Below are 24,409 nucleotides of genomic sequence, written 5' to 3'. Positions count from 1 at the left end.
CGAGTGAACGAAAACCATGCGTCTCCTGCGCTATATACCGGACGACACCAAGTTCGGCTTCATGCAGTATCGCCGGATCAGCTTTCCGCTGTCGGCGGTGCTGTCGGTCCTGACGATCGTGCTCTTCTTTGCCGTGGGCATGAATTTCGGCATCGACTTCCGCGGCGGCACGCTCATTGAGATGCAGGCGCGGAACGGCGTGGCTGACCCCGGCTCCATCCGCCAGACGGCGGGCGGGCTGGGCTTCGGCGACGTCGAGGTGCAGACCTTCGGCGGCCCCGACGAAGTGCTGATGCGCTTCGGCCTGCAGGGCGACAGCGAGCAGGCGCAGCAATCCTTGGTCAGCGCCGTGCGCGGCGCCTTCGAGGCCGACTATGAATTCCGTCGGGTCGAAGTGGTCGGGCCGCGCGTCTCGGGCGAACTCGTTCAGTCCGGCACGCTCGGTGTCGTGGTGGCGGTCCTTGGCGTTCTCATCTATTTGTGGTTCCGTTTCGAGTGGCAGTTCGCCGTCGGCGCGGTCATCGCCACGCTGCACGATCTCGTCCTGACCATCGGCTTCTTTTCGATCACGCAGCTCGAGTTCAACATGACCTCGATCGCGGCCATCCTGACCATCGTCGGCTATTCGCTAAACGACACGGTGGTGGTCTACGATCGCATCCGCGAGATGCTGCGCAAATACAAACGCCTGTCGCTGCCAGACATCATCGACATCGCCATCAATTCGACGCTCTCGCGCACGATCATGACGGCGACGACGACCTTCCTCGCCCTCCTGGCGCTTGCCGTCTTCGGCGGGGCGGTCATCGAGAGCTTCTCGCTCGCGATGATCTTCGGAGTCGTGATGGGCACCTATTCGTCGATCTTCATTGCCGCCCCGGTGCTCATCTATCTGGGGGCGAAGGTCGGTGGCGAGGGGGAGGCCGGCGAGAAGACGCAGGCCTCCGCGCCGCAGGCGGCGCCCTGACGGGAATTGAGCACGATGGCCGAGCGGCGATACGAGGGCTTCGTACCCGGCCGGCACCAGATCGATGCCTATGGCAACGGCGGCTTCCGTTTTGCGGACATGTCGCACAAGGGCTCGGTCCTGGCGCTGCCTTCCGGCGTCAAGGCATGGGAGGCGACATCGGGTCAGGGGCTCGCCCCGGCCGACTTCCTGGCCGTGCGTGCAGAAGCGGATGACATCGAGCTGCTCATCGTCGGCACGGGCGTCGAGCTCGTGCCCCTCAGCGAGGCCGTGCGCTGGCACCTGCGCGAGCTGCGCATCGCTGTCGAGGTGATGCCGACCGGTGCGGCGGCACGCACCTACAACGTGCTGGTGGCCGAAGGGCGCAAGGTCGCTGCGGCGCTCGTCGCCGTCGCCTGAGCCACCGCGCTGCAGCCAGAAAGGGCCCAGCCGTGAATGACGCCGCCATGCCGAACGTCGCCTTCGCGCATTGCGCCGAGGAGGTCCGCGGTCACGATCCGGACCGGTTCTTCGCCAGCTTGTTCGCGCCGGCCGGGAAGCGGCCCTATCTCCACGCCCTTTACGCCTTCAATCTCGAGATTGCCCGCGTGCGGGAGGTGGTGAGCGACCCGATGCCCGGCGAGGTGCGCCTGCAATGGTGGCGGGACGAGCTCGCGGGACAGGCGCGGGGCGATGCCGAGGGCCATCCGGTCGCCGCGGCGCTGCGGGAAACCGTGGCCCGCTTCCGGCTGCCCGTCGAAGCGCTCGTTGCACTCATCGACGCGCGCAGCTTCGACCTCTACGAAGACCCCATGCCAAGCCTCGGCGACCTCGAGGGCTATTGCGGCGAAACCGCATCGGCGCTGTTCCGCCTCGCATCCCTCATCCTCGCCGATGGCGGCGAGGCCGGGCCGGCCGATGCGGCGGGCCATGCCGGCGTCGCCTACGGCATCACCATGCTGCTGCGCGCCTTCCCTCGGCATGCGGCGCGCGGCCAGCTTTATCTGCCGGCGGATGTCCTTGCCCGTCACGGCCTTTCCCGCATGGAGGCTCTGGCGCGGGACGAGGCGGCGCGGCTCGCGCCGGTTCTCGCCGAGATGCGGGCGCTTGCCGAGGACCACCGGCGGAAGGCGCTCGCCTTCATCGCCGAGGTGCCGGGTGCCGTGCGCCCCGCCTTCCTGCCGCTGGCCGTGGTCGCGCCGTATCTCGCGCGGATGGAGCGGCCCTACGATCCCTTCCGCGACCTTGTCGAGGTGCCGCAATGGCGCCGCCAGTGGGCGCTGTGGCGCCTGGCGCGGCGGCTCGGCTAGAGCCGGATCCGACCAGACTGGTCGACCTGATCGACGAATCCGGCCCAAACTCCACAAAGGATCCTATTCGGCGGCCTGACGGTCTCGCCCGTCGAGCCAGGCGGCAAGGTCCGTCCGCGCGCGGTCGGTCAGCGCCTTCTTCTTGGCGACCGCCTTGTCTTTGCCGCGCAGGCGCCGTCCGTCCGTGCCCTTCGGCGCGGTATCGAGCGGCGGGAAGAGGCCGAAGTTGATGTTCATCGGCTGGTAGGACTGCGGGCCGCCGTCGATGGTGGCGATGTGGCCACCGGTGATGTGGTTGACGAGGGCGCCCAGCGCCGTGGTCGCCGGCGGCGGGTTGAGTGCCTCGCCGAGCCGCTCGGCGGCGGCGAAGCGGCCGGCGAGAAGGCCGATGGCGGCGCTTTCGACATAGCCCTCGCAGCCGGTGATCTGGCCGGCGAAGCGCAGGCGCGGCTCCGCCTTGAGGCGCAATGTGCCGTCGAGCAGCCGGGGCGAATGGATGAAGGTGTTGCGGTGCAGGCCGCCGAGGCGGGCGAATTCCGCATTCTCGAGGCCCGGGATCATGCGGAAGATGCGCGTCTGTTCGGCATATTTCAGCTTCGTCTGGAAACCGACCATGTTGAACAGGGTGCCGAGCGCATTGTCCTGCCGCAGTTGCACCACCGCATAGGGGCGCTCGTCCGGTTTGTGCGGGTTGGTGAGGCCGACCGGCTTCATGGGCCCGTAGCGCAACGTCTCGCGGCCGCGCTCGGCCATCACCTCGACGGGCAGGCAGCCGTCGAAATAGGGCGTGTCCTTCTCCCACTCGCGAAAATCGGTCTTCTCGCCGGCCAGCAGCGCATCGACGAAGGCCTCGTATTCCTCGCGTGTCATGGGGCAGTTGAGGTAGTCGGCGCCGGTGCCGCCGGGACCGGCCTTGTCGTAGCGTGACTGTGCCCAGGCGACCGACATGTCGATGCTGTCGCGGTAGACGATCGGCGCGATCGCGTCGAAGAAGGCGAGCTCGCCTTCGCCGGTGAGGGCACGCACCGCCTCGGCGAGCGCCGGCGAGGTGAGGGGGCCGGTCGCCACGATGACGCTGTCCCAATCGGCCGGCGGCAGGCCGGCGATCTCCTCGCGGGCGATGGTGACGAGCGGGTGCCCGGCGAGAGCCTGGCTCACGGCCCGTGAGAAGCCGTCGCGATCGACGGCGAGCGCGCCGCCGGCCGGCACCTGATGCGCATCGCCCTTGGCCATGATGAGGGAGCCGAGCGCCCGCATCTCCTGGTGCAGGAGGCCCACGGCATTGCTCTCGGCATCATCGGAGCGGAAGGAATTGGAGCAGACGAGCTCGGCGAGGCCTTCGGTCTTGTGGGCCGGCGTCATGCGCACGGGGCGCATCTCGTGCAGGACGACGGGCACGCCGCGCGAGGCGATCTGCCAAGCGGCCTCCGAACCGGCGAGGCCGCCGCCGATGACGTGAATGGGTGTGATCGTGGTCATGCCGCCTATGTGTCCGCAGGCCGGGCCCGCGTCAAGGCGCGCGCCGAGGCCTCGAAAACACGAACGCCCGCTCGTGGCGGGCGTTCCGAACAGACGGTCCGGTGGATGGGCGCAGCTGGCGAAGCCGCCGCGGTGCTCATCCTCAGACGGCAGCGTGCTTCTTCGCGACGAAGGGAATGTCCCAGCGCGAGATGCCGAGGTCGTTAAGCTCGCGGTCGGTCAGACGCGACAGCTCACGGACGGTCTCGCGGTAGCGAATGTACGCCTTGATCTTGGCGAGGATGTACGAAACGAACATGGGGCTCTCCTATTCTTGCGGTCGCGAACTGCTTGTCGCGCCGAACTGGACACACACTAGTTGTTGCGATGCAGCATATAAGTGCGGCAACGCACATTGAGGAGAGGCAAGTTCGTATGACAGACCCGCGTGGCCTGCATAACGGTGCGGCAACCTGTCAAGATTCAGGCACCGTTATGCCCTCTGCGTGGGCAACTGGCCGATTCGAGCCTATTCGGCAGCTTGTTTGCGGCTGCGAAGAGGCCGGCGCTCCAGCACCTCGGCGAGGAAGCGCCCGGTATGGCTCGCCGGCACCTTGCAGATCGCCTCCGGCGGGCCCTCGGCGACGATGGTGCCGCCGCCGTCGCCACCCTCGGGACCCATGTCGATCACCCAGTCGGCGGTCTTGATGACCTCGAGGTTGTGCTCGATGACGACGACGGTGTTGCCCTGGTCGACGAGCTCGTGCAGCACCTCGAGCAGCTTGGCGACGTCGTGGAAATGCAGGCCCGTCGTCGGCTCGTCGAGGATGTAGAGCGTGCGGCCCGTGGCGCGCTTCGACAATTCCTTCGACAGCTTGACGCGCTGGGCCTCGCCGCCCGACAGGGTCGTCGCCTGCTGGCCGACCTTCACGTAGTCGAGCCCGACGCGTGCCAGCGTCTCCATCTTGTCACGGATGGCGGGCACCGCCTTGAACAGCTCCTTCGCCTCCTCGACCGTCATGTCGAGCACGTCGGCGATGGACTTCTCGCGGTACTTCACCTCCAGCGTCTCGCGGTCGTAGCGCTTGCCCTTGCAGACGTCGCAGGTCACGTAGACGTCGGGCAGGAAGTGCATCTCGATCTTGATGACACCGTCGCCCTGGCACGCTTCGCAGCGGCCGCCCTTGACGTTGAAGGAGAAGCGCCCCGGCTGGTAGCCGCGGGCCTTCGCCTCCGGCAGGCCCGCGAACCATTCGCGGATCGGCGTGAAGGCGCCGGTATAGGTCGCCGGGTTGGAGCGCGGCGTGCGGCCGATGGGCGACTGGTCGATGTCGATGACCTTGTCGAGATGCTCCAGCCCCTCGATCGCATCGAAGGGGGCGGGATGCTCGATGGCGCCGTTGAGGCGCCGCGCCACCGCCTTGTAGAGCGTGTCGATGACGAGGGTCGACTTGCCGCCGCCGGACACGCCCGTGACGCAGGTGAAGAGGCCGAGCGGCACGTTGGCCGTCACATTCTTGAGGTTGTTGCCGCGGGCGCCGGCGAGCTTGAGCATGCGGCTCTTCTGCGGCTTGCGCCGCTTCGGCGGCACGGGCACCGAGAGACGCCCGCTCAGATATTGCCCGGTCAGCGAGTTGGGATCCGCGATAATGTCCTCGGGCTTGCCCTGGGCGACGATCTCGCCGCCATGGATGCCGGCGCCGGGGCCGACGTCGACGACATGATCCGCCGTCAGGATCGCGTCCTCGTCGTGCTCCACGACGATGACCGAATTGCCGAGGTCGCGCAGGCGGCGCAGCGTGCCGAGCAGGCGCTCGTTGTCGCGCTGGTGCAGGCCGATGGACGGCTCGTCCAGCACGTAGAGCACGCCCGTGAGGCCGGAGCCGATCTGCGAGGCGAGGCGGATGCGCTGGCTCTCGCCGCCCGACAGCGAGCCCGAGCCGCGCGAGAGGGTGAGGTAGTCGAGCCCGACGTCGAGCAGGAAGGTGAGGCGCTCGCGGATCTCCTTGAGGATGCGCCCGGCGATCTCGTTCTGCTTGTCGCTTAGCTGGTCGGGCAGGATCTCGAACCATCCCCGCGCCTCGGCGACCGACATCTGCGCCACCTCGCCGATGTGCCGGCCGTCGATCTTCACCGCCAGCGCCTCGGGCTTGAGGCGGTGGCCGCCGCAGGCGCCGCAGGGCGTCTCCGACATGAACCGGCCGATCTCTTCGCGGGCCCAGTCGCTCTCGGTCTCCTTCCAGCGGCGCTGCAGGTTGTTGACGACGCCCTCGAAGGGCTTCTTCACCTCGTAGGAGCGCAGGCCGTCGTCATAGGCGAAGCGCACGGCCTCGTCGCCGGTGCCGTAGAGGATGATGTCGCGCGCCTTCTCGGGCAACTCGTCCCACGGCTTCGAGACCGGGAAGTCGAAGTGCCTCCCCAGCGCCTCGAGCGTCTGGCCGTAATAGGGCGAGGTGGACTTCGCCCAGGGTGCGATGGCGCCGCCGCGCAGGGTCAGCCGCCCGTCCGGCACCACGAGGTCGGGGTCGATCTGCATCTCGTGGCCGAGGCCACCGCAGACCGGGCAGGCGCCGAAGGGATTGTTGAAGGAGAAAAGGCGCGGCTCGATCTCGGGGATGGTGAAGCCCGAGACAGGGCAGGCGAAACGCGAGGAGAAGACGAGGCGCCGCGCCTCGCCCTTGTCGTCCTTCTCGTCCGCGAATTCCATCACGGCGATGCCGTCGGCGAGCTCGAGCGCCGTCTCAAGCGATTCCGACAGGCGCGCGGCGATGTCGGGCCGCACGACGAGGCGGTCGACCACCACGTCGATGTCGTGCTTGAGCTTCTTGTCGAGCGCTGGGGCCTCGGCGATCTCGTAGAACTGACCGTCGATCTTCACGCGCTGGAAGCCGCGCTTCATGAAATCGGCGAGCTCCTTGCGGTACTCGCCCTTGCGACCCCGCACCACGGGGGCGAGGAGATAGAGACGGCTCTTCTCCGGCAGGGCGAGCACGCGGTCGACCATCTGGCTGACCGTCTGGCTCTCGATCGGCAGGCCGGTGGCCGGCGAATAGGGTACGCCCGCGCGCGCCCACAGGAGGCGCATGTAGTCGTAGATCTCCGTGACCGTGCCGACGGTGGAGCGAGGGTTCTTCGAGGTGGTCTTCTGCTCGATGGAGATGGCGGGGGAGAGCCCGTCGATCTGGTCGACGTCCGGCTTCTGCATCATCTCCAGGAACTGACGGGCGTAGGCGGAGAGCGACTCGACATAGCGGCGCTGACCTTCGGCATAGATGGTGTCGAAGGCGAGCGACGACTTGCCGGAGCCGGACAGGCCCGTGAAGACGACGAGCTTGTCGCGCGGGATGGTGAGGTCGACGTTCTTGAGATTGTGCTCGCGCGCACCACGGATGGTGATGGTGCGGGTGGCGGCCGCCTCGGCGGCATGGTCGAAGAGATCGTCGATGGGAGCCATGGATCACAAACCGGCTGAGCCGCGCCGAAGACTCGACGCTGCAGAAGAAGAGCAGTCACCGCACCACATGCGGGTTCCTGAGAACCCAGGAAACGCCGTCCTGCAGGGCATGCACGGCCGCATCCCTTCCGAAACGGCAATCGGGCCCGCAAGCGAACCCGATATAATGCGCCTCACGGCGATTGCCCACTGGAACCGGGTCGCCGCCGGCAGGCGCGGCCGGCATTCCTGCCCGCGTTGCTCGGCACGCCGTTGCAAAGGGCGGCTTGCACATTGCGAGTCGGAGCGATAAGAACATAGCAAGAACGATGAGACATGCAACTGTGGACAAGCCGTCATCCCGTCCGCCCGCCGCTATCAGGCGCCGGGGCGGCTCTGGTTTAAGGTCGGTGTCGAAACGAGCGGAGGTGGAGGTATGGCGGGCAGCGTCAACAAGGTGATCCTCATCGGCAATCTGGGACGCGACCCGGAAGTGCGCACGTTCCAGAACGGCAACCGCGTCTGCAACCTGCGCATCGCGACCTCAGAGACGTGGCGGGACAAGACGAGCGGCGAGCGGCGCGAGAAAACCGAATGGCACACGGTCGTCATCTTCAACGAGAACCTGCTGCGCGTGGCCGAGCAGTATCTCAAGAAGGGCTCGAAGGTCTATATCGAAGGTCAGCTCGAAACCCGCAAGGCGACCGATGCCTCGGGCGGGGAACGCTATTTCACCGAGGTTGTGCTGCGCCCGTTCCGCGGCGAACTGACCATTCTCGACAGCCGCGGCGGCGGCGGCGAGATGGGTGAAGACGGCGGCGGCTTCGGCGGCTCGCGCGGCTCGGATTTCGGCCGCGCCTCGCCGATGGAGCGCAAGCCGGCCGCCTCGGGCAGCACAGGCGGCTACTCTGGCGATCTCGACGACGATATCCCCTTCTGATAGCAAGGGTTTCACCGATGCTCGGGCGACGCAGGCATCCGCCGACGTCGCCCGAACTGCGTGAGAGACGAAGGACCGGGCGGCGATGGCGAGCGAGTACGATACGGATGCGATGGTAGCGGGCCTGTCGCGCTGGGTGCTGGAGGAAAGTCCGACCCGCGATGCGGCGGCCGTCAACCGCATGATCGACATCGTAGCCGCGGAGGCGCGGGGGCTGCCGATCGCGGTGGAGCGGCTGCCCGGCAAGCAGGGGCTCGGCGACACACTCGTCATGCGCGCTGGCCCGCGCACGGATGCCAAGGGCATCCTCATCATGTCTCATGTCGACACCGTGCATCCCATGGGGACCATCGACGGGCCGCTGCCGCTGCGGCGCGACGAGGACAAGCTCTACGGGCCGGGCATCTATGACATGAAGGGCGGCGCCTATCTCGCCCTTGAGGCCTTCAAGCGTGTGGCCGCGGCGGGATCGGCACTGCTGCCGATCACCTTCCTGTTCACGCCCGACGAAGAAATAGGCAGCCCCACGACGCGCGAGATCATCGAGGATGAGGCCCGCCGGGCCTCCTATGCGCTGGTGACGGAGCCGGCGCGCGACGGCGGCAAGATCGTTACCGCCCGCAAGGGGGTGGGGCGCTTCGACGTGCGCATCGAGGGGCGGCCGGCCCATTCCGGCACGAGCCACCAGCTCGGCCGCAGCGCCATCCGCGAGGCGGCGCGGCAGATCCTCGACATCGAGGCGATGACCGATTACGCGCGCGGCATCACCACCACCGTCGGCCTCATCTCCGGCGGCACGGCGGCCAACGTCATCCCGCACTTCACCTATTTCTCCGTCGACCTCAGGGTGATCGAGGATGCCGACGGTGTATCGGCGAGCGAAAAGATCCTCGCCCTCAAGCCATACGATCCGGACGTGAAGCTGACGATCACGGGTGGCATGAACCGCCCGGCCTATGTGAAGACCGACGAGATCGGCCGGCTGCTCGCCCATGCGCAGCATCTCGCCGCCGACATCGGTTTCGAGCTCGCCGATTCGCCCATGACCGGCGGCGGCAGCGACGGCAATTTCACGGCGGCGCTCGGCGTGCCGACCCTTGACGGCCTCGGCATCGACGGCGAGGGGGCGCATACGCTCCACGAATACGGCCTCATTTCCTCGCTCGCACCGCGCGGGCAGTTGATGCAGCGCCTGCTCGAAACGCTCGCCTGAAGGCACCGTTGCGCCTGCCCGGCAGGCTCCGGGCAAGCCTCGCCCCGCAATTTCGTCTCCGATGCGGCTTCACTCCCGTCGGCGTCCGGCCGGCGGGTTCTTGTGGCGTGCTTGCCGGAGGCGGGTCGGCTCACCGGCAAAGCTTGGGACGAGACGTCTGAGCATGGACGTGGAACGGGCATCGAAGCGCACGGCCGGGCAGGCGGCCCGCCAACGGCTGGAGGACGAACTTGCCTTCGTCGGTTTCGACCGCAAGGACCGGGAGCGGCTGCGGCAACTGAAGCCCGTGGTGGCGGAGGAACTGCCGGCGATTCTCGACGCGCTCGTCGATCATCTCGGCACCAGCGGCGTGGCGGGTGAGCTCTTCACGCGCAAGGACGTGCGCCGCAACATCCGCACCGTCCTCATCGCGCACTGGTTGCGCGTCTGCGATGCCCGCTTCGACGACGGCTATCGCCAGTCGGTTGGAGCGGTGGCGGAGATGTATGCCAGCCTCGGCCTGTGTCCGCGCCTCTGTCTTGCCGGCTATGCCCGTACCACGAGCGCCCTGACCCGCTCTGTTACCCGGGCGATCCTGCGCTCCCGGCATATCTGGGGCCACAATAGTCTCGGCGCCAATCTCGACCTGGCGCTCGACGCGCTGATCAAGGCCGCGATGTTCGATCTCGACCAGTGCATGGCTGCCATGGAAGCGCGCCGGAAGAGCGTGGAAATGACGCAGCGCGAGACACTTGCAGCGGAATTTGAAACTATGGCTTCAGGTCTGGCCGAAGCTGTGTCACTCGCCTCAAGCGACGTGGCGGCTGCGGCCGAGAGGCTCGTTGCCGCAGCCGGGCAGACGAGCCAGCGCTCCCATCAGGTGGCGGCGGTGGTCGAGGACGCCGGCGCGGGTGCTTCCGCGGTCAACGAGGCGGCCGATATCCTGCGGCAGGCGATCGCGGAGGTGACACGGCGCGCGGGCGAAGCCGCCCAATCGGCCAGCGAGGCGAGCGGGCAGGCCGGGCGCACGAGCGAGACGGTCGGCGCCCTGTCGGAGGCCGCCCGGCGCATCGGCGAGATCCTCGGCGTCATCGAGGCGGTCGCCAAGCAGACCAACCTGCTCGCGCTCAACGCCACCATCGAGGCAGCGCGGGCGGGCGAAGCGGGGCGTGGCTTCGCCGTCGTGGCGGCCGAGGTCAAGCAGCTCGCCCAACAGACGGCGCGTGCGACGGACGATATCGCTGGCCACATCCGCGATATCCAGGCCGTCGTCGGTCGCGCCGTGGACGATATCGGGGCGGTGAGCGCCTGCATCGAGGGGGTCAATACGGCCTCCGCCTCAATCTTTTCTGCCGTCGAGCAACAGAGCGTCGGCGCGGCTGCCATCGGCACACACACGGGCCGCGCCAGCGAAGGCGTGCACCGGGCGAAAGACGAGCTATCGCAACTGGTGGCCGATGCCAATACGGCCGGGCGTCTGGCGCAGGAGGTTGCCGCGGCCTCGCGCGCACTTCTCGCCCGCGCGGACGGCTTCAGGGGAGAGGCAGCTCGTCTCCTGTCGCAACTGCGGGCCGCCTGAACGATCATGCCATCGGTCGGCCTCGACCGCGGCGGCCTGCTGCGTTATCGACAGCGGAGAGGGAGGAGGCGTCGATGAGAGCGTTGCGTTGTGACGAGCCCGGAAAGCTCAGCATCATCGAGCGGGACGAGCCGGTTGCCGGCGAAGGCGAGGCGCTGGTGCGCATCCGCCGGGTGGGCATCTGCGGCACCGACTATCATATCTTTCACGGCAACCAGCCCTATTTCAGCTATCCGCGCGTGATCGGCCACGAGCTCTCCGGCGAGATCGTGACGGCGCCGGAGGGCAGCGCGCTCCGGGCCGGCGAGATCGTCTCCATCAAACCCTATCTTTATTGCGGCGCGTGCCGGGCCTGCCGCCTGGGGCGCACCAACTGTTGCCAGCGGCTCGAGGTGCTCGGCGTGCACCGCGACGGCGGCGCCTGCGACCACATCGCCGTGCCGGTGCGCAATGTCGTCCCCGCCGGCGGACTCGGGCTCGACGAGGCGGCGATGGTCGAGTTCCTCGCCATCGGCGCCCATGGGGTGCGCCGCTCCGGCGCCGGTGCGCAGAGCCGCGTGGCCGTGGTCGGCGCCGGCCCCATCGGCATCGCGGCGGCGATCTTCGCCAAGGCGCGCGGCGCCGACGTGTCGGTGATCGACATGAATGCCCGGCGGCTCGCCTTCTGTGCCGACGAGATCGGCGTCGACAGCGTCTACGAGGTGTCGGCGGATCTCGACGAGCGTCTCAATGCCGCGACGGACGGCGACTTCTTCGACGTCGTCTTCGACGCGACCGGCAGCCCCGCGGCGATGATGAAGGGCTTTTCCCTCGTCGGACACGGAGGCAGCTATGTGCTGCTCTCCATCGTCAATGCCGACATCACCTTCAACGATCCCGCGTTCCACAAGCGCGAGACGACGCTGCTCGGCAGCCGCAACGCGACGCGGGAGGACTTCGAGACGGTGCTTGCGACCATGCGCGCGGGCAAGGTGCCGACCCGCGCCCTCGCAAGCCACCGAGGCAGCCTCGACGAGGCGCCGCAGCTGGTGCCGGCCTGGTCGAAGCCGGAGGCCGGCGTCATCAAGGGACTCATCGAGATCTGACGCGCCCGTAAGGCCGCGGCCTCGTGGCCGGCCGCGGTCATCATTCCGCGTCGAGATGGCGCCGTGCAGGCCGCAGAGCGCCGGCAAAAGGCCGCTTCACGGGCGATCCGAACCAAAGGCGCACCAGCGCGTTGTATCGCTGCGAGCAGGTTCGGATCCGGCCGGGCCGGCCTCGCCCGAGGTGATGCACCGATGGGAACAGTCGGCCTTGACCGTGCAACGAGTGCACCCGCACGCAGCAAGGCGCTGCGCGACACGGGCCGCGCGCTCGGCGGCGCGTTGATCTTCTCCCTGCCAATGCTCATGACGATGGAGATGTGGTGGCTCGGCTTTGCCATGGACCGGCTGCGCCTCGCTCTCCTGCTGGTCGTCTGCCTGCCGCTGCTCATCCTCCTGTCGCGGCGGATCGGCTTCGAGACGACCCGCGCCTGGCGCGAGGATGTGGCCGATGCCCTCTTTGCGCTCGGCATCGGCATGGTGACGAGCGCCGTCGCCCTCGTTGTGTTCGGCGCCATCGGCCCGGGCATGTCCGTTCATGAGATCGCCGGCAAGATCGCCATCCAGGTGGCGCCCGCGAGCATCGGGGCGCTCCTAGCGCGCAGCCAGTTCGGCTCCGAGAGGCGGGGGGAGGAAGACCGGCAAGAGAGTTACTGGGGCGAGATGTTCCTCATGGCGGTGGGTGCCCTGTTCCTGGGCTTCAACGTGGCCCCGACGGAGGAGATGATCGTCATTTCCTACCGGATGACGCCCTGGCACGCGGTGGCGCTTGTCCTGCTCTCGCTGTTCGTCATGCATGGCTTCATCTTCGCCGTGGGCTTCAGGGGCGGCACCGAGCTCACACCGCAGACGCCCTGGTGGAGCGCCTTTGTCCGTTTCACGCTGCCAGGCTACATGCTCGCCATGTTGGTCAGCCTGTACATCCTGTGGACCTTCGGCCGCACCGACGACACCTCGCTCGAACAGGTCATCACCGCGACGATCGTGCTCGGCTTTCCCTCTTCCGCCGGCGCCGCGGCTGCCCGGCTCATCCTTTAGGAGGGCAGGCTGATGCGGACGAACGGAAAGGGCAAGGCCGGCGCTACCGCGAGCTACGAGAAGGCGCTCGAATGGGTCGTCGGCGGCGTCGCTTTCTTCTTTGTCGTCGTGCTGCTGGGCTATCTCTTCGGTCTCGGCGCCTGGGTGGACGGGCAGCCGCCGCGCTTCGCGATCATGGTGGAGAACGTCGAGCAGATCGGCAACGTCTATCAGATGCAGGTGGTGGTAACTAACGAGGGAGACGTCACCGCATCGGACGTGAGGCTGCGCGCGGTGCTGCACCAGGACGTGGGTCCGGACGAGGCGAGGGAGCTGCGCTTCGACTACCTGCCGCAGCGGTCGCAGCGGCGCGGCGCCTTCGTCTTCGAACGGGATCCGCGCAGCGGCGTGACGGTGGACTTGTCCGTGACCAGCTATGTCGAGCCGTGAGATGGGGTGCCGGTCACCGTGGAACGGATTTGGGCAGGGACGCTGTCGGAAAAGTCTCGGTCCGCTCGATGCAGCTCGAGGCCGACTGCTCGTCGAGCTCTTCCAGCAGCCGCAGCCGCGCACGGCTGAGTCGGCTCTTCACCGTGCCGAGGGCACAGCCGCAGATCTCGCCCGCTTCTTCGTAGCTCATGCCGAGAACGCCCACGAGCACGATGATCTCGCGGTGCTGGGGCGGCAGGCGCTGGATGGCTTCATAAAGCTCGCGCCCGCGGGTCGACCATTCCTGCGTCGCGTCGACGCGCAGGCGCGTCGACGCGCAGTCGCTCACCCCCGGGGCCTCCCGTCGGGCAAGCTTCGCCTGCGTGTAGAACGTGTTGCGCATGATGGTGAACAGCCACGATTTCAGGCTGGTGCCGGCTTCGAACTGCTCGATCTTGGCGAGAGCCTTGGTCAAAGTCTCCTGTACGAGGTCGTCAGCATCGCTGGTGTTGCGGCAGAACGTGCGCGCGAAGGCACGCAAGGCAGGAATGAGCGCGACGATCTCGGAGCTAGATTGTTGGTGCGAGGCGTGTCCTTTCTCGAGCCTTCGGTCAGGCTGCATGGCGATTGCCTCCGCAGAATCGTGTGCTGGCATCCGAGCCGCCCCTCCGGCCCGTCCTCTTGGGACAATGTTCGCCCCGTCCGATAGTTCCGCGATCTCGGGGAAAAATCGATGCCGCCGAGGCGCTGGTCTCGGGCTGGGGGCGGGTTGGGCCGGCGGGGCAAGGCGAGCCGGTCGTCGCCGCGCTATACGATCGATCCGGGGAACTGGTTCATGACGAACCGGCTGCGGTCGAAGCCGTGTTGCGCAGCGCCAGCTTCGTCATCACCGACCCGCTGGAGCGGCGTTATCTCTTCAAGGCGCGGTCAACGGCACGACGCGACCGAACGGCCGCTGTCTTGGCCGCCCTGACGGCAGTCGACACCGCCGTAACCTCGTCAACCCTGGTCCTTCTCGCGCCGCTGCCTCGTCAGAGCCTCCTGGAGCTCGAGGGCAAGCACGAGCAGTCGCTCGGGCACCGGTTCGCGCTCGATTTCGTCGAGCAGCAACCGGATGTCTCTCGCGTACGTCGCCGAGGCAGTCGGTTCCTTCATGTGCTTGCCGATATTCTCGCCCATGACGGCCCTAACAATTGTTAATCACATGAGCCTCGCCCCTTGCCGTCGCGATTGCAAGCGAAACATCACCATTTGACAGAGATTTCAAGGTGTTCCGATCTGTCGGCTGGTATCAGGAGAAGGCGCGCCGCGGGTTCTGGATCGGCGGATCGCCCGGTGCCAGAGGGCCGGACCGTCCGTTTCGTCGGAATTGCGACCAAGCCCGCCGCCCAGCAGGCTATGGGGCTTCGGCTCCTCCACAGGCGGATGGGCAGTGGGCGGGGAATCGGAGTGGGCGACTGGGGTGCGGAGGCCGAGCCCGGGCGGGGATGGGCCCATCTCGCGGGGGCGGATCTCCGGGACAGGCAGACGAAGGTATGATGCATTGGCATGCTTCGCTTCCTTCACGATCGTGGCGGCGGCGCGTGTCGGCGCGGAGAAGCTCGCGGCCCTAACCGTCGACGCGGCGGCCTGTTCCAGCCTCGGTTGCGGGACGGGCGCAGGCTATGAGGCAGTCGCCTGTATCCGTCCCGAGCGAGCCGTGGCTGCGCCGGTCATCCGTGTCGACTGGCCGCCGGCCGGCGATCGCTGCGCCCGTAGCGTCTCGCCCGTCTCGTAGCCGGCGCCGAAGGGGCGGGAGAAGGAACATCCGCGCCGCGAAGCCGTTGAGGGAAAGGACCATTTAGCAGGGATCAGCCGAGGAGCAGGCCATGGCCGAGCGCCCGGTCTGGAAGGGCCAGCTGCGTTTGTCGCTCGTCTCCATTCCGGTGGAGATGTATTCGGCGACGAACACGTCGGCGCGCATCTCCTTCCGCCAGATACACAAGCCCTCGGGCAAGCGCGTGCAGTACCAGAAAGTCGTGCCCGGCGTCGGACCGGTGAAGAACGACGATGTCTGGAAGGGCTACGAGGTCGAGGACGACGAATATGTGCTGATCGATCCGGATGAGATCGACGCCATCAGGCTCGAGACGAAGAAGACGCTCGAGCTCGTGCATTTCGTTGATGTCTGCGAGATCCCTCCGCTCTACTTCGACCGTCCGTATTTCCTCGCCCCCACCGACGAACTGGCGGAAGACGCCTTCCGGGTGGTGCGTGACGCGCTCGCGGAGACGCGCAAGGCGGGGCTCGGCCAGCTCGCCATGCGCGGCCGGGAATATCTCGTCGCCGTGCGGCCGTGCGGCAGCGGCCTTTTGGCGGAGACGCTCCACTACGAGGAAGAGATTCGCAAGACCGACGCCTTCTTCTCCTCGATCTCGCGCAAGGCCGCCGAGAAGGACCTGCTCGAGGTCGCCAAGCAGTTGATTGACCGCAAGAGCGGCCCCTTCGACGCGAGCGCCTTCGAGGACCGCTATGCCGAGGCCATCCGGACCCTGATCGACGAGAAGGTCAAGGGGCGCAAGCCGAAGCGCGTGAGGGCCGAGGAGGAGGCCCGGCCGCGCGGCGGCAATGTCGTCGACCTGATGTCGGCCCTCAAGGAGAGCCTCGAGAAATCCGGCACGAAGCCGTCGTCGCCGAAGAAGCGGCCGGCGCAGAAGAAGCCGGCCGGGAAGGCGGCCCCGGCCTCGCGGCGCAAGAAGTCGGCGTGAGGGGCCCATGGCCGAGGTGCGGCATCTGCTCAGGGAATACCGGGAGCGGCGGGATTTCACCAGGACAGCCGAACCCGACGTCACGGCCGAGGCCCGCATCGGCGAGGGGCTGCTCTTCGTCGTGCAGAAACATGCCGCGACGCGCCTCCACTACGATTTCCGCCTCGAATGGCAGGGTGTTCTGAAGAGCTGGGCGGTGACGCGCGGCCCGAGCCTCGACCCTGCCGACAAGCGGCTCGCGGTGCGGACCGAGGACCATCCGCTCGCCTATGGCGACTTCGAGGGCATCATTCCCAAGGGCCAGTACGGCGGCGGCACGGTCATGCTGTGGGACCGCGGCACCTGGGAGCCTGTCGGCGACCCTGACGAGGGCCTGCGCCGCGGCAAGCTGACCTTTCGCCTTCACGGCGAGCGGCTGTCGGGCGAATGGGCCCTCGTGCGCATGGCGCCGAAGCCGGGCGACAAGCGCGAGAACTGGCTGCTGATCAAGCATCAGGAGGAAACCTCCGGCCGGCGCCGCCCGCCGGACATCCTGGCGCGCCATACCCGCAGCGTCGCCTCCGGGCGCACGATGGAGGAAATCGCCGCTGGGGGGCGCACGATCGCCCCCGAGGATGTGGCGCCGGAGCGACGCGCCCGGCGGCCGGCGGCGAAGGCTGCGGAGAAAAAGGCCGGCAAGGGCGGCCGGGGCGGGCATGCGCTGCCGCGCTGGGTGGAGCCGCAGCTCGCCACGCTGGTCGACGCCGCGCCCGAGGGCGGGCAATGGCTGTCGGAGATGAAATACGACGGCTACCGCGCCCTGGTCGCCATCGGCGGCGGCACCTGCCGCGTCTATACCCGCAACGGCAAGGACTGGACCGATCGCTTCCCCGAGGTCGCGCAGGCGGCCGGCCGTCTCGACACGTCAGGCACCCTGATCGATGGCGAGATCGTCGCCTTCGACGAGAAGGGCAAGACCGACTTTTCCACCCTGCAGGCGGCGCTGCAGGAGGGTGGGAGAGGACTGACGTTCTTCGCCTTCGACCTTCTGTGGCTCGACGGCGAGGACGTTCGCGGGCGTCCCCTCACCGAGCGCAAGGACCTGCTGCAGCAGCTCCTCGGCGAGGCCGGGCCGCCGCTCATCTATTCGACGCATGTCGTCGGCAATGCGCCCGAGGTGAACCGGCGGCTGTGCGCGGCCGGGCACGAGGGGATCGTCGCCAAGCGGGCGGAGGACGCCTACCGCTCCGGCCGCGGGCGCAGCTGGCTGAAGGTGAAATGCGGAGCGCGCCAGGAGTTCGTCATCGGCGGCTACAGGCCGAGCGACAAGAAGGGCCGCACCGTCGCCTCGCTGCTGATCGGCGTCAACGAGGGAGGCAAGCTCGTCTACAAAGGACGGGTGGGGGCCTTCGAGGGCGACCATCTGGCGCGGCTGGAGCAGCTCCTCGCCAGCCGCGGCCGCAAGACCTCGCCCTTCGCCGAGCTGCCGCGCGATATCGCTCGACGGGCTCGCTTCGTGCGGCCGGACATCGTCGTCGAAGTCGGCTTTACTGAATTCACGCGCGAAGGCGCCGTCCGCCACGGCGTTCTGAAGGGCATCCGGGAGGACAAGCCGGCGCGCGAGGTGGTGTTGGAGACACCCAGGGGGACGGCCATGCAGGAGCACGAAGCGCGGGATGTCATCGCCGGCATCAGGCTGTCCAACCCGGACAAGGTGCTCTTCGCCGAGCAGGGCGTGACGAAGGCCGATCTGGCGGCCCATTACGAGCGCGTGGCCGGGCGGATCCTGCCCTTCGTCTCGGAACGTCTTCTCAGCCTCGTGCGCTGCCCCGAGGGGGCCGGCACACAGTGCTTCTTCCAGAAGCACGGCAACAAGACCGTGGCCCGCGAGCTCAAGCGCCGCGAGATCACCGAGAGCGACGGCGAGCGCGGCGTCTATCTCTATGTCGACGACCTCGCGGGTCTCGTCGCCGGCGTGCAGATGGGGACGCTCGAATATCACATCTGGGGCTCGCGCATCGATCGCCTCGACCAGCCGGACCGGCTGGTCTTCGATCTCGATCCCGACGAGGGGCTCGACTTCGCCGCCGTGCGCGCCGCCGCCTTCGACCTGCGCGAGCGGCTCGCGACGCTCGGGCTTCAGACCGTGCCGCTGCTGACCGGCGGCAAGGGCATCCATGTCATCGCCCCCCTCGTGCGCCGGGCGGATTGGCCGATGGTCAAGGCCTTCGCCCGCGGCTTCGCCCGACTCATCGCCGGGGAAAATCCGGACCGTTATGTCGCCCAGGCCGCGAAGGCCAAGCGGGCCGGCCGCATCTTCGTCGACTGGCTGCGCAACGAGCGCGGCTCCACCGCCATCGCGCCCTATTCGACGCGGGCGAAGAAGAACGCGCCGGTCGCGACCCCTGTGGGCTGGGACGAGTTGCGGACCATCGACACCGCCCAGGCCTTCACCATTGCCGACATGGAGAAACGCCTGTCGATGCCGGATCCCTGGGCGGGTGAAGCCGAGGGGCGCCAGGCGATCACGAAGACCATGCTCGGGAAGGTGGGTGCCGAGGAGGGCTGAGAAGGTCCGGGCCGCGTCATCGGGCCGGGGACAGTCCGCTTGGGGAGTGGTTGGGGGGCACACGCGCGTCTCCGGGCGCCCTTTCGCAACGGCCCGCAAGCAAGGTGAGTCCCATGAAACGGGCACGACCGACGCAGGTGCTGCCGCCCGAAGCGCCGGGACCGTGGAGCGTCTGCGGCGCTACATCGACCTCGGAAAGACGGGGGACAAGGTGCCCTTTCCCGACCCCGCAGCCGCGCCGCTCGGCACCGACGACGAAGCGGCTCGAACGCCCACCACGGCTGCGGAAGTGCACTCGGAGAGTCGCACGTTGACGCCGCAGCCGCACAGCCGCCGCGCCATCATCGTCGCGGCCGGGATCGCGGGCGCGGCGGTCGTCTTCATCATGCTGTCGCGGCCCTCGGGTGAGGAGCCGCGACAGGCCGTGGGCGGGGCGTGATTGGGTGTCGCTTCAGGCCGGCACCGCCGTACTTCGAGACAGCAGGCGCCGGAAAAAGGGGCCCAGCCGGCGTCCGCTACATCGCAGACCAGGGGAAGGGGATGGGGGCGACGCACCACCGCCGGCTGGACGTCAACCAACGATCGATGACGGGCATTGTTCCGCTCCGCGACTAAAAATCGCATAAAAATTTCTGCGGGTCGCCCGGCGGCAGGCTCTCTGGGCTTCGGAACCTTTCCGGCCCCGTCAAGGTTCGGGGGCATTCACGGTGGCGGCCCGCGACAGCGTGCAGAGCGGGCTGTGCCGGACCTCAAGGAGACCAAGAAGGGTACGGACAATGCCGAGAGAACGATCCCCCTGGTACGGCGACGACCGGGAGTATTTCGAAACCGACGACCTGCGCTATCGCGACCGTGACTACGGGCCGATGAGCGAGGATGAATGGGCGCGGCAGGTGCGCCGCAACAACCCCTACGAGGACTATTACGAGCGCCGCTACGGCCGTGGCTACAACGAATGGCCGCGCCGCGACCCGCGCTATGACCTCGCCCCGACCGGGGCCGGGCGCTATTCGGCCCTTTATGAGAGCACCTACGGCACCGGCGGGCGCCGCCAGCGCCAGCCCTATGGCGGGCGGGAACACTACGCGCGTGACTATCATGCCCGCCGGCCCGAGGAGCGCGACTTCTGGGACAAGGCGAGCGACGAGATCTCGTCCTGGTTCGGCGACGAGGAGGCCGAGAGGCGGCGGCGGCAGGACCAGTACCGCGGTCACGGCCCGAAGGGCTACACCCGCTCGGACGAACGCATCAAGGAGGATGTGAGCGACCGCTTGAGCGACGACCCCTCGCTCGATGCATCGGGCATCGAGGTGAGTGTCGAATCGCATGAGGTGACCCTCTCCGGCGAGGTCTACAGCCGTTACGACAAGCGGCGGGCCGAAGATATCGCCGAGGACGTGTCGGGCGTCACCCATGTCCAGAACAATCTGAGGGTGAACGCCAGAGCGACGGGCCCGGACACGGGCGTGAACACGACCTTCTGACACTTTCCGGATCGGCAGCCCGCCGTCCTGCGCCGGCCGGCTCGCGGCCGGCGCTTTCGTGAGACGCCATGCTCGCCCATGCGCAAACGGCTTCCGTCCTCCCGCCCGATCCGCCTGCGAGCGCGGAGGCCGCCGATCTTCTCTACATCAACGACGGGGAGCCGGGCATCCGGCGCAGGCGCGCCGGGCGCGGCTTCTTTTATGTCGATGCCGCCGGCCGGCGTGTCGAGGACGAGGCGACGATGGCGCGCATCCGTAGCCTCGCCATTCCGCCCGCATGGACCGACGTGTGGATCGCCCCGACGGGCCGCGGCCATATCCAGGCGACGGGGCGGGACCAGCGCGGCCGCAAGCAATATCGCTATCATCCGCTCTGGACAGCCTGCCGCGACGAGGTGAAATACGCGACGCTCGCCGCCTTCGCCCGTGCCCTGCCGCGGATGCGCCGGCGCGTGCGGCGCGACCTCGCGCTGAAGGGGGTGCCGCGCGAGCGGGTGCTGGCCGCGGTGGTGTGGCTGCTCGACCGCGCCATGATCAGGATCGGCAACGAGACCTACCGGCGCCAGAACAAGAGCTTCGGCCTGACCACGCTGCGGGCGCGCCATGTCGCGGTGCGCGGCGCATCGCTGCGCTTCGCCTTCCGCGGCAAGTCCGGCAAGGAATGGAATCTCGGGATCGAGGACCGGCGCATCGCCAAGGTGATCCGCAGCGTCCAGGACCTGCCGGGGCAGCATCTCTTCCAGTATCGCGACGAGGACGGCAGCCGTCGCCCGGTCTCTTCTCAGGATGTGAACGACTACATCCGCGCCGCGAGCGGCGGCGAGCCCTTCAGCTCCAAGCAGTTCCGCACATGGGGCGGTACGGTGCTGGCTGCCCGCCTCCTCTCGGGGACGCCGCTTCCGGTAACGAAACGTGAAAGGGCGCGGAGCCTCAATGGGGTGATCGACGCCGTGGCCGCCCAGCTCGGCAACACGCGGGCGATCTGCCGGCGCTGCTACATCCATCCCGGGCTGATCAGCGCGTGGGAGGACGGCCGGCTCGCCGAGGAACTCGCGAATGCGCGCGCCGGGCTCGGCCGCACACCCGCGGGGTTGGCACGCGACGAGGCGGCGGTCCTCGCCTGGCTCGATCGGCAAGAGGGATAGACGGCCTCAAGCGAGCTACATGAGGAGGGGCCCGCCAACGGCACGACGGGCACGGCAATGCGGTACGCGCGATCACATCCTGCGCGCTGGCTGCCGGCGTTGCCGCTTTCGCGATCACGTGCCACGGCGCCAATGACGTCGGCGTGAAACGAACCTTGCCCCGCCGCAGACGCCGGCTCCATGGGTCGCAGGTGCCGGTACGCCGCTTGCGGCGGAAGCGTCGGCCTCACGACTGGCGGCTTTGAGGGCCAGTCTGCCGGCTGATGGCAATGGCCTCGCCGATGACCTCGGGATCGCCGATATGGTTGATGAGCGCCAGGACCAGGCGGGACCAGGTCTTCAGGCTTTCAGCCTCGCTCAAGCCATCGTGCAGACGCACGAGCCGTTCGTAGATGTCGTCCGGGTTGGACAGGTTGGGGGCGGTGATCAGTTGCGCCATGTCTCTCGTCCCATGTCTGCCGCGCGACCCATGGCGCGGGCGAGTGCTGCTGCGATCTTCGTCGCATCCGGCCGTTTCCAGCGGGCCGCGACATACTGGTCGGGACGCACCAGGCAGGCGGCTCCCTCCTCAAGCGACAGGCGGTCGGCGGCCATCCCGGTGACGGGCACGACCCGCAGCCCGGCTGGTACGTCGCCCCGCCAGCCGCGGGTCAGGAGTACAAAGTCGTCGCCCAGCTGATCTAGCAGCCAGCCGTCGCCGTGGGGGGCGTCCAGCATCGGGCTGCCGGGGGGCACACCGCCTCGCCAGTCGTCCTCGTCCTGGGTCGAGAGCCGGCTTGCGGGATAGCTCACCGGCGTCGACAGCCGGCCGGAGTTCACGAAGGGGCGGGCGAAGGCATGGTCATGCGCCAGTTCCAGCACCGCATCGCGCAGCGCCCGGCTCGCCGTCGATTTCGGCGTCAGGAAATCGGTCGATCGGGTCGAGTTCAGGATGTTCTCGTCCGCCGTGACGGTCGCCTCCTCGTTATAGGTCTCGATCAGTTCCTCGCCGGCCTTGCCGCGCAGGACGAGATCGAGCTTCCAGCCGAGGTTGTCGATATCGGCGAAGCCGCCGTTGCAGCCCCGGGCCCCGAAGGGCGAGACGAGATGGGCTGCGTCGCCGGCGAAGATGGTCCGGCCGTGGACGAAGCGTGCCATGCGGCGGCACTGGAAGGTGTAGACGCTGTACCATTCTCGCTCGAAGGCGACGTCCTCACCGAGCATGGCGCGGATATAGGGCTCCACGTTCTCGGGGCGGATGGCCGCCTCGCGGTCGATGTTCCAGCCGAGCTGGAAGTCGAGCCGCCAGACGTCGTCGGGCTGGCGGTGCATCAGCGCCGACTTGCCGGGGTTGAAGGGCGGATCGAACCAGAACCAGCGCTCGCAAGGCATCTCGCGGTTCTTCATGCGGATGTCGGCGATCAGGAAGTTGTCCTCGAAGGCGCGCCCCTCGAAATCGAGCCCCAGCCGATCGCGCACGGTCGAGCGCGAGCCGTCGCAGGCGATCAGCCATTCCGTCCGGAGCCTGTAGCGACCGTCGGCGGTCGCGATCTCCAGCGCGACACCGTCGTTCGCGGGCTTAACGCCCTCGACCGTGTGGCCCCAGCGGATCTCGACATTGGGCAAGGCGCTGAGCCCGTCGAGCAGATATTCCTCGAGATAGTACTGCTGGAGATTGATGAAGCCGGGACGCTTCTGGTCCTTCACCGGCAGCATGTCGAACTGGTAGACGGGGGTATCGTCCGCGCCCCAGAAGACCTTGCCGACATTCCAGGTCACGCCCTTTTCCACGACCGGGTCGCCCACGCCGAGGCGGTCTAGAATGTCCAGCGAGCGCTTTGAGAAGCAGATCGCTTTCGAGCAATGCGCGATGTAGTCCAGCTTGGTCACGACCGTCACCGGATGGCCGCGGCGGCCGAGGTCGAGCGCCATGGCAAGGCCCACCGGCCCGGCCCCAACGATCACGACGCGGGCGCGATCCTCTGGTGCGGCGGGGGCAGGGGTGGCGCCGATCTTCTTGTACACGGGGATGCCCTGAGCATTCACCATGATGTCCTCCCGACCACCGGTCAGCCCTGCAGCTTGGCCCAGACCTCGCGATCGCGCTCGGCCGTCCAGATGCGCGGATGCTCGATGCCGTCGTATTCGTCCCACAGGCGCTGCACGTCGAAGGGCAGGCAATGTTCGAAGATCGGCCACGAGCCGAATTCGGGCGCGAGGGCGTCGCGGGTGGCCTCGAAGGCTTCCTTCAAACTGCCGCCCGCCTTGTGGACGCGCCCGACGTTCTCGATCATGCCGTTCAGGAACTTGCGGGTCTGTTCGACCGCCGCATCGGTCTCCGCGACGCCGCGCGCCACGGCGCCGCGCCCGCCGATCAGGTTCTCGGCGCGGTAGGCCTTGACGTTGTCGAGCGTCTTGCCGACCCAGTCGAAATGATAGGCATCGCCCGTGTAGAGCGCGGCCTTTGCTTCGACGAGGTCGCCCGCATAGAGCGTGCGCGTCTTATCGTGCCATACGGTGATGTCGCCGCCGGTATGACCGCGGCCCAGGAAGCGCAGCGCGAGCCGGCCGCGCCCGCCGCCGAGCTCGATGTCGTATTCGCTCTCGAAGGTGATCGTCGGCCAGGTCAGGCCAGGCACCTCTTCGGCATTCTTGGCGAGGCGCGGCATGCGGCCGAACTCGCTCTTCCAGTCCTCCTCGCCGCGCTCCGCCACCAGATCGCGGGAGGCGCGGGACATGATGATGTCCTGTGCTTCGAAGGCGCTGGCGCCCAGCACACGCACGGCATGATAGTGGGTGAGGATGAGGTAGCGGACCGGCTTGTCGGTATGCTCGCGCAGGATCTTCAGCCAGTCGCGCGAGGCCGCCGGCGTGGCGCGCGACTCGATGGCGACGACGAAATCCTCCCCCTCGACGGCGCCGACATTGGGATCGCCCTCGGCAGTCAGCGCATAGACGCCGTCGGCGAGAATCTCGAGCGTGTCGGTCTTGCGGGCGGTGTCGGCTGAGGATGCGAACGGCTTGCCCATGGTTGTCTCCTCTTCCATGCTTCCGGCTGGAATGTCTTCGAAATAATTTCTAATGAAACGATCGCGGGCTGTATGTCATTAGGTCTGACGA

22 protein-coding genes are annotated in these 24,409 nt (G+C 67.8%); 14 read left to right on the top strand and 8 right to left on the bottom strand.

Features of this window, described 5'->3' with window-relative positions; all coding sequences use genetic code 11:
• Positions 1-16 precede the first annotated feature (16 nt).
• From secF to BOQ54_RS10410, 3 genes are read left to right on the top strand one after another with little or no spacing between them, the layout of a single operon-like run.
• Positions 17-967, top strand: coding sequence for a protein translocase subunit SecF (gene secF, locus BOQ54_RS10420; protein ID WP_055458139.1), 951 nt, complete (start codon positions 17-19; stop codon positions 965-967).
• A gap of 15 nt (positions 968-982) precedes the next feature.
• The gene (locus BOQ54_RS10415; protein ID WP_055458140.1) at positions 983-1,366 is read left to right on the top strand and encodes an Mth938-like domain-containing protein; all 384 of its coding nucleotides are present in this window, start codon (positions 983-985) and stop codon (positions 1,364-1,366) included.
• A gap of 47 nt (positions 1,367-1,413) precedes the next feature.
• Positions 1,414-2,256 (top strand): phytoene/squalene synthase family protein, encoded by an 843-nt coding sequence (locus tag BOQ54_RS10410; protein ID WP_071923856.1) that lies wholly within the window; start codon positions 1,414-1,416, stop codon positions 2,254-2,256.
• A gap of 63 nt (positions 2,257-2,319) precedes the next feature.
• Here BOQ54_RS10410 and trmFO read toward each other — a convergent pair whose 3' ends face one another.
• The 3 genes from trmFO to uvrA all read right to left on the bottom strand — a co-directional run bounded on the left by trmFO (position 2,320) and on the right by uvrA (position 7,168).
• On the bottom strand, positions 2,320-3,735 hold the full coding sequence (gene trmFO / locus BOQ54_RS10405; protein ID WP_071923855.1) for a methylenetetrahydrofolate--tRNA-(uracil(54)-C(5))-methyltransferase (FADH(2)-oxidizing) TrmFO: 1,416 nt from the start codon (positions 3,733-3,735) through the stop codon (positions 2,320-2,322).
• A 142-nt stretch (positions 3,736-3,877) separates the two neighbouring features.
• Entirely contained in the window at positions 3,878-4,033 is a 156-nt protein-coding gene (locus BOQ54_RS10400; protein WP_019401899.1) for a DUF1127 domain-containing protein, read from the bottom strand.
• A gap of 210 nt (positions 4,034-4,243) precedes the next feature.
• Positions 4,244-7,168 carry an excinuclease ABC subunit UvrA gene (gene uvrA / locus BOQ54_RS10395; RefSeq protein WP_071923854.1) on the bottom strand — a complete coding sequence of 975 codons (2,925 nt, stop codon included), beginning with the start codon at positions 7,166-7,168 and terminating at the stop codon, positions 4,244-4,246.
• Between the two features lie 415 nt (positions 7,169-7,583).
• On the opposite strand from uvrA, the gene ssb reads away from it, so the two are divergent.
• The 6 genes from ssb (at position 7,584) to BOQ54_RS10365 (ending at position 13,407) form a co-directional block, all read left to right on the top strand.
• A complete protein-coding gene (gene ssb, locus BOQ54_RS10390; RefSeq protein ID WP_055458144.1) occupies positions 7,584-8,087 on the top strand; it encodes a single-stranded DNA-binding protein in 504 nt (167 codons plus the stop codon).
• Between the two features lie 85 nt (positions 8,088-8,172).
• Entirely contained in the window at positions 8,173-9,300 is a 1,128-nt protein-coding gene (locus BOQ54_RS10385; RefSeq protein ID WP_071923853.1) for a M20 family metallopeptidase, read from the top strand.
• Positions 9,301-9,463: 163 nt separating this feature from the next.
• Complete coding sequence (locus BOQ54_RS20370) at positions 9,464-10,858, top strand: globin-coupled sensor protein (RefSeq protein ID WP_071923852.1); 1,395 nt, start codon at positions 9,464-9,466, stop codon at positions 10,856-10,858.
• A gap of 74 nt (positions 10,859-10,932) precedes the next feature.
• Entirely contained in the window at positions 10,933-11,943 is a 1,011-nt protein-coding gene (locus BOQ54_RS10375; protein ID WP_071923851.1) for a zinc-binding alcohol dehydrogenase family protein, read from the top strand.
• 192 nt (positions 11,944-12,135) lie between these two features.
• Entirely contained in the window at positions 12,136-12,978 is an 843-nt protein-coding gene (locus BOQ54_RS10370) for a TIGR02587 family membrane protein (RefSeq protein WP_055458148.1), read from the top strand.
• 12 nt (positions 12,979-12,990) lie between these two features.
• A complete protein-coding gene (locus BOQ54_RS10365; RefSeq protein ID WP_055458149.1) occupies positions 12,991-13,407 on the top strand; it encodes a hypothetical protein in 417 nt (138 codons plus the stop codon).
• 13 nt (positions 13,408-13,420) lie between these two features.
• Here the strand turns inward: BOQ54_RS10365 and BOQ54_RS10360 are convergent, their stop codons facing one another.
• Both BOQ54_RS10360 and BOQ54_RS10355 read right to left on the bottom strand, forming a co-directional pair.
• On the bottom strand, positions 13,421-14,008 hold the full coding sequence (locus BOQ54_RS10360; RefSeq protein ID WP_055458150.1) for a sigma-70 family RNA polymerase sigma factor: 588 nt from the start codon (positions 14,006-14,008) through the stop codon (positions 13,421-13,423).
• A gap of 377 nt (positions 14,009-14,385) precedes the next feature.
• A complete protein-coding gene (locus BOQ54_RS10355; protein WP_071923850.1) occupies positions 14,386-14,565 on the bottom strand; it encodes a hypothetical protein in 180 nt (59 codons plus the stop codon).
• Positions 14,566-15,254: 689 nt separating this feature from the next.
• Here BOQ54_RS10355 and BOQ54_RS10340 point away from each other — a divergent pair.
• The 5 genes from BOQ54_RS10340 (at position 15,255) to BOQ54_RS10320 (ending at position 21,310) form a co-directional block, all read left to right on the top strand.
• Entirely contained in the window at positions 15,255-16,133 is an 879-nt protein-coding gene (locus BOQ54_RS10340) for a Ku protein (RefSeq protein WP_071923849.1), read from the top strand.
• Between the two features lie 7 nt (positions 16,134-16,140).
• Positions 16,141-18,681 carry a DNA ligase D gene (ligD, locus tag BOQ54_RS10335; RefSeq protein WP_071923848.1) on the top strand — a complete coding sequence of 847 codons (2,541 nt, stop codon included), beginning with the start codon at positions 16,141-16,143 and terminating at the stop codon, positions 18,679-18,681.
• Between the two features lie 163 nt (positions 18,682-18,844).
• Positions 18,845-19,120 carry a hypothetical protein gene (locus BOQ54_RS10330; RefSeq protein WP_071923847.1) on the top strand — a complete coding sequence of 92 codons (276 nt, stop codon included), beginning with the start codon at positions 18,845-18,847 and terminating at the stop codon, positions 19,118-19,120.
• Between the two features lie 337 nt (positions 19,121-19,457).
• Entirely contained in the window at positions 19,458-20,165 is a 708-nt protein-coding gene (locus BOQ54_RS10325) for a BON domain-containing protein (protein ID WP_083585954.1), read from the top strand.
• Positions 20,166-20,233: 68 nt separating this feature from the next.
• Positions 20,234-21,310: a DNA topoisomerase IB gene (locus tag BOQ54_RS10320; protein WP_071923846.1), complete on the top strand. Its 1,077-nt coding sequence runs from the start codon at positions 20,234-20,236 to the stop codon at positions 21,308-21,310.
• A gap of 226 nt (positions 21,311-21,536) precedes the next feature.
• On the opposite strand, the gene BOQ54_RS10315 is transcribed toward BOQ54_RS10320, so the two are convergent.
• The 3 genes from BOQ54_RS10315 to BOQ54_RS10305 are packed head-to-tail and all read right to left on the bottom strand — an operon-like array spanning position 21,537 to position 24,318.
• Entirely contained in the window at positions 21,537-21,749 is a 213-nt protein-coding gene (locus BOQ54_RS10315; protein WP_055458158.1) for a DUF2783 domain-containing protein, read from the bottom strand.
• The gene (locus BOQ54_RS10310; protein ID WP_071923845.1) at positions 21,737-23,338 is read right to left on the bottom strand and encodes an FAD-dependent oxidoreductase; all 1,602 of its coding nucleotides are present in this window, start codon (positions 23,336-23,338) and stop codon (positions 21,737-21,739) included. The genes BOQ54_RS10315 and BOQ54_RS10310 overlap by 13 nt, the downstream gene beginning before the upstream one ends.
• 20 nt (positions 23,339-23,358) lie before the next feature.
• Positions 23,359-24,318 carry an MBL fold metallo-hydrolase gene (locus BOQ54_RS10305; protein ID WP_055458474.1) on the bottom strand — a complete coding sequence of 320 codons (960 nt, stop codon included), beginning with the start codon at positions 24,316-24,318 and terminating at the stop codon, positions 23,359-23,361.
• Positions 24,319-24,409: the final 91 nt, after the last annotated feature.

Origin of the sequence: Chelatococcus daeguensis (assembly GCF_001887265.1) — a bacterium.
Classification (GTDB): domain Bacteria; phylum Pseudomonadota; class Alphaproteobacteria; order Rhizobiales; family Beijerinckiaceae; genus Chelatococcus_A; species Chelatococcus_A sambhunathii.
Note: the sequence above shows the minus strand (reverse complement) of the source record. Positions and strands in the feature narration are given on the sequence as shown.